The sequence below is a fragment of the Sphingomonas sp. Leaf21 genome (genome assembly GCF_916858675.1).
In the GTDB taxonomy this organism is placed as follows: Bacteria; Pseudomonadota; Alphaproteobacteria; order Sphingomonadales; family Sphingomonadaceae; genus Sphingomonas.
On the sequence record NZ_CAKASM010000017.1, the window covers coordinates 57,166 to 70,185 of the forward strand.

The following is a 13,020-nucleotide window of genomic DNA, read 5'->3' on the forward strand; positions in this document are numbered from 1 at the left end:
AACACCGCCATCCCATCCGCGACGATGGCGTAGGACAGCGTCGGCACCCATCCCCGCGCCGGATCGGCCTCGGTCCGCTCGCGAAGGACGAGCCGGACCCCGCTCACACCCGCGCCCGGAACGGCGTGAAGTTCGTCCCCTCGTCGAACACATCCACCCCCTCGGCGCGCTTCAGCCAGCCGACGATCAGATAGGTCACCGGAGTCAGCAACACCTCCCAGCCTACCTTCAGCGCCCATTGCGTGAACAGCACCACGACTACCAGATGCGGCGTCCACCCCATCGCGCCCCAGAAGGCCAGCGGATAGAAGATCAGGCTGTCCACCCCCTGCCCCACCAGCGTCGAGCCGATGGTCCGCGACCAGAGATGCCGCCCGCCGGTCCATATCTTCATCCGCGCCATGACATAGGCATTGGCGAACTCGCCCGCCCAGAAGGCGCAGACGCTGGCCAGCACGATGCGCGGCACTTGGCCGAAGATCACCTCATAGGCGGCCTGGTTGGTCCAGCTCGGCGCGGGCGGCAGCGCCACCACGACGAAGCTCATGAACGCCATGAACAGCACTGCCGCCGTCCCCGCCCAGATCACCCGCCGCGCGCGCGCATAGCCATAGACCTCTGTCAGCACGTCGCCGATGACGTAGCTGAGCGGAAAGAACAGGATCCCCGCCCCGAACGGCCACTCGCCGACGAACGGCAGGGTGATGACCGCCACCTTGCCCGCACCGATGACGTTGGACAGCAAAAGGATGGTGACGAAGGCCGCCATGACGAAGTCGAACCAGCGAAACGCACCGCGTTCCAGCTCCTGGCCAACCACCACGCGTTCCTCGTTCATACCAAGCCCTTTCGTCCCATCCGGCTTGACATTTATCGCCATTCCCAACCCGCGCAATCCGCGCTAGGGACACCCCCGTCCGCGCGTCCGTAGCTCAGTTGGATAGAGCAAGGAGCTTCTACCTCCTCGGTCGGGGGTTCGAATCCCTCCGGGCGCGCCATATTCCCTTCCCCCGACGCCGCGTTCAACCCCGATTACCATCCGGCTTGTCCGCGGCGCGACGTTGGGCGGCGCCGCGCTCCTGCATGGCGTCGTCGCCGATCAGCTTGCCGATCGCCTCCTGGACCGAGCCCTTTGCCTTGCGCTCGGCCTTCGTGTCGTCCTGCCGTCGCTTGGTCATGCCGCATCCTCTTTCTCTGTCGCGCCGATGGCGACGGCATCCCCGTCGAAACCGCGCGCGCGGGCCCAGGTGACGGCGCCGACGCGTCGGTTGACGCCGATCTTGGCGTAGATCCGCGCGACGTGGTTGCGCACCGTATTGCCCGCGACGTTGAGCGTCCGCGCGATCGTCTTGTCGTCATAGCCCCGGCAGATCAGCGCCAGCACCTCGCGCTCACGCGCGGTCAGGTCGTCGAGCCCCGGTCCGTCGCTGTCGATACGCGGTGCGCGCAGCCGGGCGAGCTTGTCCATGATCGAGCGGCTGAACCAGCGGGTGTCCTTCATCACCGCCTCGATCGCCTCGACCAGTTCCATCTCGGTCGCCTTGCGCTGGGTGATGTCCTGGAACACCCAGAGCACGCAGGCGTCGTCGCCGACGGGGATCGCCTCGGTCGACACGAGGCAGTCGATCGCGCCGCCATCCTTCGCGCGGATCCGCGCCTCGCGATCGCGCAGGACATGGCCGCCGATAACCGCGCCTTCGATCTCCCGCCGAAGCGCGGCACTGTCCCACAGACCGACATCGCGAAGTGGGCGATCGACGATCTCGGTCGCGCCATAGCCGGTCATCTGCGCGAACGCCGCATTGACCTCGCACAAGAGGCGGCCGTCGCCTGTGCCGATCGCCATGGGGACGGGTGCCAGCCGGAAGGTTCGGTTGAACCGCTCCTCGCTGTGGCGGAGCGCGCCCTCCGCCTTCCGCCGCGCTTCCAGATCGGCGAAGGTGAACAGCATGCAGGGCTGGCCGTCCAGGTCGATCGGCTGGCCCGCGACGATCACCAGTCGCGTCTCGCTACCCGGCAATTGCAGTTCCGCCTCCATCTGCGGAATGGTTCGTCCGCCCGCCAGCCGATCCTTGGCGAGATCGCGCTGGTCGGCGTCGCGCAGCACATCGATGTCGTAGACGGTCTTGCCCAGCACCTGCTCGCGCTGGAAACCGGTCATGTCCAGAAAGCCCTGGTTGACCTTGAGGTATCGCAGATCGCTCAGGCGACAGATCAGCGCGGGCGCGGGGTTGGCGTTGAACGACTGTTCGAAGCGATCCTCCGCCTCGTAGCGGGCCGACACGTCCTGGATGATGAGGACGAGGCAGGCGGGTTCGGCATCGTCGGCATCGTTCAGCACCAGGCTGCGCACCTGATGCACCCAGCGCGCCTCTTCGTCACCGGCCGCCATCACCTCGACCACGACCTCGGAGAAGGAGTCGCCCGCGACGACGCGTTCGACCGGATAATCGTCCGCCGCCAGCCGATGGTTGTTGCGATAGCGCAGCCGAAAGCGCGCGCGATATTCGTCGACCGTCGCGCCCAGTTCCTCGATCGACGAGACGCCGTGCATCGCCAGCGCCGCATCGTTCGCCCAGAGCAGGGTCTGATCGGGATCGATCAGGATCACCCCCTCGTCCAGCCCGACGATGATCTGCCGCAGATGTCGCAGATCGGCGGTCTCGCGCAGCGTCTTGAATGGCGGCGCCTTGCTCAACGCACGTCGGGCGCCCCGAACGCCGACAGGGTCGAGGACAGAAGGCAGTGCGCATGTCGCATCGGCGATATCCCTTTGATCGCGGGCGCCATGCCCCGTCGATCAGGGAAGCCGAACCAACATAGGTCAGCTTTCGTTCCTGGTAGTTTTGCCGGTCGAGCCTAGTCCTTCGGCACCAATGCCAGCAGCCGCGCCTGCTCGCCATACATCCGGCTCAGCCGCTGATGGATGGCGCGCGCGCCGCCTTCCACCGCCTTGTCGGCGAGCTGAAGATGCGCCTCGGCACGGCGTAGCAGGTAGGCATGTTCGTCCAAGGTCGGAGGAACCTCGGGATCGGGATGATGGGGGTCGTCCATGAGCTTGAAGTATCATCTCGGGACAGTCCGCCCATCACCATGAAATACCATGGCTTCTGGTGTTTTGGCACCAACGCGCCGAAGCCGGGACCGCAAACGGCGACAGGCACGAAATCGACGCGCGACGGGCCCGGCAGATTACGCAATCGTCATGATAGCCCATGCTGCCAGTCATGATGGAGCCGTTAGCGTGCGCCGGTTCAGCCGAAACCGGAATGCGAGCAGATGACGGATCAGGGCAGCGTGATGTTGAACAGCGGATCACCGGATACGGTGTCGCCGCCCTATGCCCCGCCACCCGGCGAACGGGAAACCGGCGGGCGGCGGCGCAGCTGGCGCGCGGTGGCGATCATCGCGCTGTTGCTGATCGGCGTGGCCTTGGGCGCGCGCTGGCTGACCAAGCGTTCGGGTGAACGCGACCATAGCCGTCCGCCCGCCGCGGTCGGCGTGGCCAAGGCGGTGAAGGGCGACATGGCGGTCAATGTCTCGGCGCTGGGCACCGTGCAGCCCATCGTCACCGCGACGGTCCGCCCGCAACTCTCCGGCACGCTGTTCAAACTGTTCTTCCGTGACGGGCAGCGGGTGCAGCAGGGCCAGATCCTGGCGCAGATCGACCCGCGCCCCTATCAGCTCGCGCTCGCGCAGGCGCGTGCGAACCTGGCGCGCGACACCGCGCAGCTCGCCGCCGCGCAGGTCGATCTCAATCGCTACACGACGTTGCTCAGGCAGGACTCGATCGCCTCGCAGCAGGTCGATACCCAACGCGCGACGGTGCGACAGCTCACCGGCACCGCCGCCGCCGATCGCGCCGCGATCGGGTCCGCCCAGCTCAATCTCGGCTATACCGCGATCAAGTCGCCGATCACCGGCCGCGCCGGTATCCGGCAGGTCGATATCGGCAATTACCTGACCCCCTCCGACACCAACGGCATCGTCGTGGTGACCCAGGAGGATCCGATCGACGTCGCCTTCTCGCTGCCCCAGACGCAGTTATCCTCGATCGGTGACACGGCGGGCAGCGGTGCCGGATTGCCGGTGCGGGCGATGGACCAGAATGACAATCACCTGCTGTCCAACGGACGCTTCCTGACCTTCGACAACCAGGTCGACAGCACGACGGGCACGGTGAAGGCCAAGGCCCGGTTCGACAATGCGGGCCATGCCCTGTTCCCGGGCCAGTTCGTCAATGTGGCGATGCTGGTCAGGACACTCCATGACGCGGTCACCGTGCCGGTCGCCGCCGTTCGCCACGGGGCGCCGGGTGATTTCGTCTTCGTCCTGCAACCCGATCACAGCGTCAAGCTGGTCAAGGTGACGGTGGGGCCAAGCGATACGCAACGGATCGCCATCCTGTCGGGCGTTCAGGCCGGGCAGACGGTGGTCGTCGAGGGCGCCGACGGGCTGGAGGACGGATCGCAGGTCCGCCTGCCCGGTGAAAAGGGCGGCCCCGGCGGTGGGCAGGGCGGTCGACAGGGCGGCGGCCAGGGCGGTGGGCGTCACCATCGCGGCGGCCAGGCGGGATGAGCGTCGCGCCGACGCCCCCGGCGCCGGGCGGTCCGCTGCGCGGTGGTCCGTCCCGCGCCTTCATCCTGCGGCCCGTCGCGACGACGCTGTTCATGCTGGCGATCCTGCTGGCGGGGCTGGTCGCCTATCGCTCGCTGCCGCTCTCCGCGCTGCCCGAGGTCGATTATCCTACCATACAGGTGACGACGCTCTATCCCGGTGCCAGCCCCGATGTGATGGCGCTGACCGTCACTTCGCCGCTGGAGCGCCAGTTCGGGCAAATGCCCGGCCTTGCCCGCATGACCTCGGCCTCTTCGGCGGGGGCGTCGGTCATCACGCTGCAATTCCGGCTCGACCTGTCGCTCGACGTCGCCGAGCAGGAGGTGCAGGCCGCGATCAATGCCGCGACCACGCTGCTGCCGACCGACCTGCCCGCGCCCCCCATCTATGCCAAGGTCAACCCGGCCGACGCGCCGATCCTGACGCTGGGCGTCACCTCCGACACGCGGCCGCTGGGCGAAGTGGAAGGGATCGTCGAGCGGCAATTCTCCAACAAGATCGCGCAGGTCTCGGGCGTCGGCCTCGTCTCTCTGTCGGGCGGCCAGCGCCCCGCCGTACGCATCCAGGCCAATGTCGCCGCGCTCGCCGCACGCGGCCTGTCGCTCGAGACGATCCGCACCGCGATCGGCAACGCCAACGCCAATGCCGCGAAGGGCAGCTTCGACGGCCCGACCAAGAGCTGGACGATCGACGCCAACGACCAGCTGGCCGACGCCGCCGCCTATCGCAACCTCGTCATCGCCTATGCCGATGGCGCGCCGGTGCGGCTGTCCGATGTCGCGCAGGTCGTGGCGGGGACCGAGAATGTCCGCCTCGGCTCGTGGATGAACGGCAAGCCCGCCGTCATCATCGACGTCCAGCGCCAGCCAGGCGCGAACGTCATCGGCACGGTCGACGCGATCAAGGCGGCGCTGCCCGATCTGGAGACGCAGCTTCCCGCCGATGTCCATGTCACGCTGCTGACCGACCGGACCGACGGCATCCGCTCCTCGGTGGCGGACGTGAAGTTCGAGCTGGTACTGGCGGTCGCACTCGTGACGCTGGTCATCTTCCTGTTCCTGGGGTCGATCCGCGCGACGATCATCGCCAGCATCGCGGTGCCGCTGTCGCTGGTCGGCGCGTTCGCGGCGATGTATTTCCTGGGCTTCTCGATCAACAACCTGACGCTGATGGCGCTGACCATCGCAAGCGGCTTCGTGGTCGACGACGCGATCGTCGTGCTGGAGAATATCAGCCGCCATATCGAGGAGGGGATGCGCCCCTTCCCCGCCGCGTTGAAGGGCGCGAGCGAGATCGGCTTCACCATCATCTCGCTGACCGTCAGCCTGATCGGCGTTCTGATCCCGCTGCTCTTCATGGGCGATGTCGTCGGGCGGCTGTTCCGCGAATTCGCGGTGACGCTGGCCGTGACGATCCTGCTGTCGGCGGTCGTCGCGCTGACGCTGGTGCCGATGCTCTCGGCACGCTGGCTGAAGGCGGAGGGCGAGGAAAAGCCGCATCCGCTGTCGCGCAGGACGCAGGAGGGTTTCGCCTGGGTCGCGGATCACTATGCCCGCGCGCTCGACTGGGTGATGGTGCGCCGGACGCTGACGCTGATCGTGTTCGCGGGCACCATGGTCGCGACCGCCGCGCTGTTCTGGGTGATCCCCAAGACGCTGTTTCCCGAACAGGATACCGGCCAGATCGCGGTGATGACCAGCGCGGCGCAGGACGTCAGCTATTCGCGCATGGCCGGGCTGCAACAGCAGGTGGCGCAGGCGATCCTCGCCGATCCGGCGGTGGCCAGCCTGAGTTCGGCGATCGGGGTCGACGGCCAGAACGCGACGCTGTCGCAAGGCCGCATGATCGTGAACCTGAAGGCGGAGGGATCGCGTGGCAGCCTGTCGCACGTCCTGACCGCGCTTCAGAACGACGTGGCGAACGTGCCGGGGATGCAGGTCTATTTCCGCCCGGTGCAGGATCTGACCATCGACACCTCGACGGGTGCGAACGCCTATCGCTTCTCGATCCAGGGCGCCGATGAGGCGCTGGTCGACCAATGGGGCAGCAGGCTGGCCGAAGCGCTGGGCAGGCAATCGCATGTGCGAAACGTCACTTCGACCACGCTGGCCGATGGCCGGTCGGTGGTGGTCGACATCAATCGCGATACGGCCGGGCGGCTGGGCCTGAGCGCCATCGCGGTCGACAACGCGCTGTACGATGCGTTCGGCCAGCGCATCGTCTCGACCATCTATACCCAGTCGAGCCAGAACCGCGTCATCCTGGAGGCGACGCCGGATAGCGTCACCGATCCGCGCGCGCTGGGCGACCTGCGCATCCCGCTCTCGGGGGGCAGGAGCGTGCCGCTGTCGACGGTGGCGACGATCCGCACCGCCTCGGCCCCGCTGGTCGTGACGCGCGAGGCGCAGTTCCCGGTCGCGACCATCGGCTTCGACCTCGCGCCCGGCGTCTCGCTGGGCAGCGCGGTGTCGACGATCGAGCGGGTCGAGCGGCAGATCGGTATGCCCGCCGCGCTGACCACCAACTTCACCGGCGCGGCGAGCGCGTTCAAATCCTCGCTCGCCAACGAGGCGTGGCTGATCCTGGCGGCGATCATCGTCGTCTATATCGTGCTGGGCGTGCTCTATGAGAGCTTCATCCACCCGATCACCATCCTGTCCACCCTCCCCTCCGCCGGAATCGGCGCACTGCTCGGCCTATGGCTGACCGGCGCGGGATTGGGCGTGATCGGGATCATCGGCATCGTCCTCCTTATCGGCATCGTGAAGAAGAACGCGATCATGATGATCGACTTCGCGCTGGAGGCGATGCGCGAGCATGGCGCAAGCCCGGCGCAGGCGATCCGCCAGGCGGCGTTGCTCCGCTTCCGCCCGATCATGATGACGACCTTCGCCGCGCTCTTCGCCGCGCTGCCGCTGATCTTCGGCGGCGGCATGGGGCATGAGCTGCGCCAGCCGCTGGGCATCGCGATCGCGGGCGGCTTGGTCTTCAGCCAGATCCTGACCCTGTTCACCACGCCGGTCATCTTCCTCGCGCTCGAGAATTGGCGCACCCGGCGGGCTCGCCCCGACGCGGGGGCCGGTACGGCGGCCGTTCCGGCGTGAACATCTCCGGGCCCTTCATCCGGCGGCCGGTCGGCACGATCCTGCTGACCATCGGGCTGATGCTGGCGGGCGTCGCGGCGTTCTTCCTGTTGCCCGTCGCCCCCCTGCCCGCCGTCGATTTCCCGACGATCATGGTCCAGGCGAACCTGCCCGGTGCCAGCCCCGCGACCATGGCGGCGAGCGTCGCGGCACCCCTGGAGCATCACCTCGGCACCATCGCCGGGGTCAGCGAGATGACCTCGCGATCGGGTGTCAGCTCGTCGCAGATCACCTTGCAGTTCGACCTGTCGCGCAACATCGACGGAGCCGCGCGCGACGTGCAGGCGGCGATCAACGCCAGCCGCGCCGACCTGCCCACGACGCTGAAATCCAATCCCAGCTATCGCAAGGCCAACCCGGCCGAGGCGCCAATCCTGATCCTGGCGCTGACCTCCAAAACGCGCAGCCCGTCCGATATCTACGACACCGTCTCCACGGTCGTGCAGCAACGGCTGCTCCAGGTGCAGGGCGTCGGCAATGTCGAACTGGGCGGCGCGGCACTCCCCTCGGTCCGGGTCGAGCTGAATCCGCTGGCGCTGTCACGCTACGGTATTTCGCTGGAGGACGTCCGAACCGCGCTCCAGTCGCAAAGCGCCAATCGGCCGCGCGGCGTGGTCGATGCGCACGGGCTGAGCTGGCAGATCTATTCCAACCAGGCGGGTCGCCATGCCAGCGACTATCGCAACACGGTTATAGCCTGGCGCAATGGCGCGGGCGTGCGGCTGTCCGACATCGCGACGGTCAGCGACGGGCCCGAGGATATCCGCACCATCGGCCTGTTCAACGGCGAGCGTGCCGTCCCCATCCTCATCAGCCGCCAGCCGGGCGCGAACATCGTGCAGGTGGTCGACGCACTGAAGGCACAGGTCCCCGGCCTGCGCACCGCGATGCCGCCGGACATCCATCTGGCGATCGTGTCCGACCGCACCCTGACCATCCGCGCGTCGCTGCGCGAGGTGGAGGTGACGCTGTTGATCGCCACCCTGCTCGTCGTTCTCGTCGTCAGCCTGTTCCTGCGAAGCTGGCGCGCGACGCTGATCCCCGCCGCCGCCGTCATCGCCTCGCTGCTCGGTACACTGGCGGTCATGTATCTGGTCGGGTTCAGCCTCGACAATCTGTCGCTGATGGCGCTGACCGTCGCGACCGGCTTCGTGGTCGACGACGCGATCGTGGTGGTCGAGAATATCAGCCGCCACGTCGAGGCGGGGATGCACCCGCTGCAAGCCGCGCTGACCGGCGCGCGGGAGGTGGGCTTCACCGTCCTGTCCATCTCGCTCAGCCTGATCGCGGTGTTCGTGCCGCTGATCTTCATGGGCGGGATCGTCGGGCGACTGTTCCGCGAATTCGCGCTGACCATGTCGATCGCCGTGCTGATCAGCCTGGTCGTCTCGCTGACCCTGACGCCGATGCTCGCCGCCCGCGTGCTGCGCAACAACGAGGAGGAAGGCCGCGTGATGCGCGCCGCCGCCCGCGCGTTCGACTGGGGGCAGGCCCGCTACGCCAAGGCGCTCGACTGGGCGCTGCTCCACCGGGGGGCGGTGCTGATCCTGCTGGCGGGGACGGTCGCGCTCAACATCTATCTGATCGACATCGCGCCGAAAGGCTTCTTCCCGCAACAGGATACCGGCGGCCTGATGGGCGGTATCCGCGCCGACCAGAGCATCGCCTTCACCGACATGCAGGCCAAGCTGACCCAGATCACCCGCATCGTGAAGAAGGATCCGGCGGTGGCCACGGTGGTGTCGTTCGCGGGCGGGTCGCGCGCAGGCGGCGGCTTCCTGTTCGCGACGCTCAAGGACCGGTCGGACCGCCCGCCCGCGACCGAGGTCATCGCGCGCCTTCGCCCCAAGCTGGCGAAGGTCAGCGGCGTCAGCCTGTTCCTCAACCCCGTCCAGGATCTTCAGGTCGGCGGACGGCAGAGCAACAGCACCTATCAATATGTCCTCAAGGCCGACAGCCCGGACGTGCTGAAGGATGCGGGCCAGAAACTGGTCGATGCGCTCAAGAAGCGTCCCGACGTCCTGACCGATGTCGATATCGACCAGCAGGATGCAGGGGCCGACGCGTTCGTCGAGGTCAATCGCGACGCCGCGGCGCGGCTGGGGGTGACGATGCAGGCGGTCGACGCGACGCTGTACGACGCCTTCGGACAGCGGCAGGTCGCGAACATCTATTCGGGCCTGAACCAATATCACGTCGTGATGGAGGCCGCGCGTCAGTTCAACGGATCGCCCGCCGCGCTCCAGAACGTCTATGTCGCGCCGAGCGGCATCGCGACACCCACGACCGGCACCACGGCCGCCCCGACCAGCACCACCGGCGGCACCAGCACGACCAGCCAGACCCCGTCGTCCGCGACCGGCTCGACCACGCCGTCCACGAGCACGAGCACGAGCGCCACCAACACGACCGGCGCCACCGCCGCACCTGCCGCCGCACCCGCCGCCACCTCGGGCACCAGCGCGGGCGGATCGGCCACCGCCTCGGGCAGCGCGGTCAGCACCTCGGCCAAGACCATGGTCCCGCTCGGCGCCTTCGCACGCTGGTCGACCGGGTCGACCAACGCCGCGGTCAACCATTCGGATGGGGAGCCGTCCGCCACCATTTCGTTCAACCTGCCGCAGGGCGTGTCGCTGGGCACCGCATCGGCGCTGATCGCGCAGACGCAGGCGGGGCTCGGCCTGCCCGCCACCGTCCACGGCGAGTTCGGCGGCACCGCCAAGGTCTTCAAACAGTCCAACGCGTCGATGCCGCTTCTGATCGTCGCCGCGCTGCTCGCCATCTACATCGTGCTGGGCATCCTGTACGAGAGTGCGATCCACCCGCTGACCGCGCTCTCCACCCTCCCCTCGGCGGGCGTCGGTGCGATGATCGCGCTGATCGCGACGGGCGGGGAGTTCGACATCATCGCGCTGATCGGCATCATCCTGTTGATCGGCATCGTGAAGAAGAACGCGATCATGATCATCGACTTCGCGCTGGAGGCCGAGCGCGGCGAAGGCAAGTCGCCCCTCGAGGCGGTGCGCGAGGCCTGTCTGCTCCGCTTCCGACCGATCATGATGACGACGATGGCGGCGGCACTCGGCGCCCTGCCACTGGCGATCGGGTTCGGCGACGGTGCCGAGCTTCGCCGCCCGCTCGGCATCGCGATCTTCGGCGGGCTGATCGCCAGCCAGATCCTGACCCTGCTGACCACGCCGGTCGTCTATCTCGCGCTGGACCGCTTCCGCCGCCGCACGCCCGACGAACATCACCTCGCCCGGCACGACCTGCCGCCCGCGACTGGAGTACCCGCATGACCCGCGCTGTCCGCTCTGTCCTGCCGCTGCTGGCGCTGGCGGGTTGTTCGATGGCCCCCGACTATCGCCCGCCCGCGACCGTCGCGATCCCCGCAAGCTTCAAGGAAGCCCCTGGCTGGAGCCCCGCCACACCCACCGACGCTTCGACGCGCGGCCCCTGGTGGTCTTTGTTCGGCGACCCGGTCCTCGACGGGCTGGAGCGTCGCGTCGCCGTGACCAACCAGAATGTCGCCGCCGCCCGCGCCGCCTATCAGGCCGCCCGCGCGCTCGTCGTCGTGCAGCGGTCGCAACTCTTCCCGACGGTTACCGCCTCGGCCAGCGGACAGCGGTCGGGCAGCTTCGCGGGCGGTCCGGCCACGGGAGTGAACACCGGCACGGGCGTGGGGGTCGGCACCGGCACGGGAACCGGCCTCAACGGCTATACCGGCTCGGGCTCACGCTTCGCGCTCGGCATCGGCGAAAGCTGGGAGCCCGACCTCTGGGGGCGCCTCGGCAATGCCGTCACCCAGGCCAAGGCCAATGCGCAGGCGAGCGCGGGCGATCTGGCCAACGCCACCCTGTCGGCGCAGGGCGAACTGGCGACCGACTATATCGACCTGCGCGGCATCGATGCGCAGCGCGTGCTGCTCGACACCGTGATAAAGGACTATACCCGCGCGCTGACCATCACGACCAACCAGTACAAGGCCGGGACGGTCGCGCATTCCAATGTCTATCAGGCGCAGTCGACGCTCAGCAGCGCGGTGGCGCAGCGCCAGACGCTGGACCAGCAGCGTGCGACGCTGGAACATGCGATAGCGGTGCTCGTCGGCGAGAATCCGTCGAGCTTCGCGGTCACCCCGGCCAATTGGACCCCGACCGTCCCCGACATCCCCGGCATCGTCCCCGCGACGCTGCTCCAGCGTCGCCCCGACATCGCCTCGGCGGAACGCAAGGTCGCCGCCGCCAACGCCAATATCGGCATCCAGCGCGCCGCCTATTTCCCGCAGATCACGCTGACCGGTAGCCAGAACACCAGCGGCACCGCCATCGGACAGCTATTCTCGGCGGCGACCAGCCTGTGGTCGTTCGGATTGAGCGGCCTGATGACGCTGCTCGATTTCGGCGCGCGCCATGGCCAGGTGCTGGAGGCGCGCGCGCAGTATGACGAGGCGGTCGCCACCTATCGCCAGACCGTGCTGACCGCGTTCCAGCAGGTCGAGGATTACCTCGCCGCCACCCGTGTCCTCGCCGACGTGACGCAAAGCCGTGCGACCGCCGCCACCGCGGCCACCCAGGCCGAGCGGATCATCGACAACCAGTATCTCAGCGGCATCGTCGACTATTCGCAGGTCATCGTCGCCCAGACCAACTCGCTGACCGCACGCCAGAACCAGATTCAGGCCGTGGTCAACCAGCAGACCGCCGCGATCGCGCTGGTCCAGGCGATCGGCGGCGGCTGGACCACCGATACGCTGTCCGCGCCCCCGGCGGCGGCGCCCTGACGGCATATCGCCCGGCTGACGGAAATCGCCGAGCCCGCCTAGGCCCGATCGACATTCAACCATGCCTGTCCTTCCCTCGCCCCTCGTAGAGGGGAGAGGGAAGAATAAGCTGAATGTCGAGCCCGCCTAGGCTGCGATCACTCCCACTCGATTGTTTAATCCCAGCATAACATATTGAAAACGTTCAATTATTCTCATATTCTGCGCGACAATCCCGGCAGCCATACCGTCAAAAAGTTACGCTCTTGATTTTAAAGGGAAAATCGCCAGAAAAATATTTTTGAGGTTTCACGGACTATCGACACCAATCGGGTCACCTTTGCTCCGGTCTGCAGTGGCGACTTACTCGACTCCGCATCGGAAAAGTACCGTCAGCAAGCTATAGCACGCTCGCACACTGTGAGTAGCCCCTAGATTTCTGGACGCCTCGGGTCCTAATTTTGAGGACAGGAGGCGACGATGGGGAAACCCAATTTC

8 protein-coding genes and 1 tRNA gene are annotated in these 13,020 nt (G+C 67.4%); 5 read left to right on the forward strand and 4 right to left on the reverse strand.

Features of this window, described 5'->3' with window-relative positions; genetic code table 11:
- Positions 1-103: 103 nt before the first annotated feature.
- Entirely contained in the window at positions 104-838 is a 735-nt protein-coding gene (locus tag LRP66_RS13090; protein WP_230483042.1) for a queuosine precursor transporter, read from the reverse strand.
- Positions 839-921: 83 nt separating this feature from the next.
- On the opposite strand from LRP66_RS13090, the gene LRP66_RS13095 reads away from it, so the two are divergent.
- Positions 922-998: transfer RNA gene (locus LRP66_RS13095), tRNA-Arg, on the forward strand.
- Positions 999-1,022: 24 nt separating this feature from the next.
- Here the strand turns inward: LRP66_RS13095 and LRP66_RS13100 are convergent.
- The 3 genes from LRP66_RS13100 to LRP66_RS13110 form a co-directional block, all read right to left on the reverse strand.
- Positions 1,023-1,178, reverse strand: coding sequence for a hypothetical protein (locus LRP66_RS13100; protein ID WP_230483043.1), 156 nt, complete (start codon positions 1,176-1,178; stop codon positions 1,023-1,025).
- Positions 1,175-2,698, reverse strand: a complete 1,524-nt coding sequence (locus tag LRP66_RS13105; RefSeq protein WP_230483044.1) for a helix-turn-helix transcriptional regulator — start codon at positions 2,696-2,698, stop codon at positions 1,175-1,177. The genes LRP66_RS13100 and LRP66_RS13105 overlap by 4 nt, the downstream gene beginning before the upstream one ends.
- Before the next feature lie 161 nt (positions 2,699-2,859).
- A complete protein-coding gene (locus LRP66_RS13110) occupies positions 2,860-3,054 on the reverse strand; it encodes a hypothetical protein (RefSeq protein WP_230483045.1) in 195 nt (64 codons plus the stop codon).
- A 225-nt stretch (positions 3,055-3,279) separates the two neighbouring features.
- Between LRP66_RS13110 and LRP66_RS13115 the strand changes: the two genes are divergently transcribed.
- From LRP66_RS13115 to LRP66_RS13130, 4 genes are read left to right on the forward strand one after another with little or no spacing between them, the layout of a single operon-like run.
- A complete protein-coding gene (locus tag LRP66_RS13115) occupies positions 3,280-4,578 on the forward strand; it encodes an efflux RND transporter periplasmic adaptor subunit (RefSeq protein WP_230483046.1) in 1,299 nt (432 codons plus the stop codon).
- Entirely contained in the window at positions 4,575-7,721 is a 3,147-nt protein-coding gene (locus tag LRP66_RS13120; RefSeq protein WP_230483047.1) for an efflux RND transporter permease subunit, read from the forward strand. Before LRP66_RS13115 ends, LRP66_RS13120 begins: the two co-directional genes overlap by 4 nt.
- Positions 7,718-11,059 carry an efflux RND transporter permease subunit gene (locus LRP66_RS13125; protein ID WP_230483048.1) on the forward strand — a complete coding sequence of 1,114 codons (3,342 nt, stop codon included), beginning with the start codon at positions 7,718-7,720 and terminating at the stop codon, positions 11,057-11,059. Before LRP66_RS13120 ends, LRP66_RS13125 begins: the two co-directional genes overlap by 4 nt.
- On the forward strand, positions 11,056-12,543 hold the full coding sequence (locus LRP66_RS13130) for an efflux transporter outer membrane subunit (RefSeq protein ID WP_230483049.1): 1,488 nt from the start codon (positions 11,056-11,058) through the stop codon (positions 12,541-12,543). Before LRP66_RS13125 ends, LRP66_RS13130 begins: the two co-directional genes overlap by 4 nt.
- The last annotated feature ends 477 nt before the right edge of the window (positions 12,544-13,020 follow it).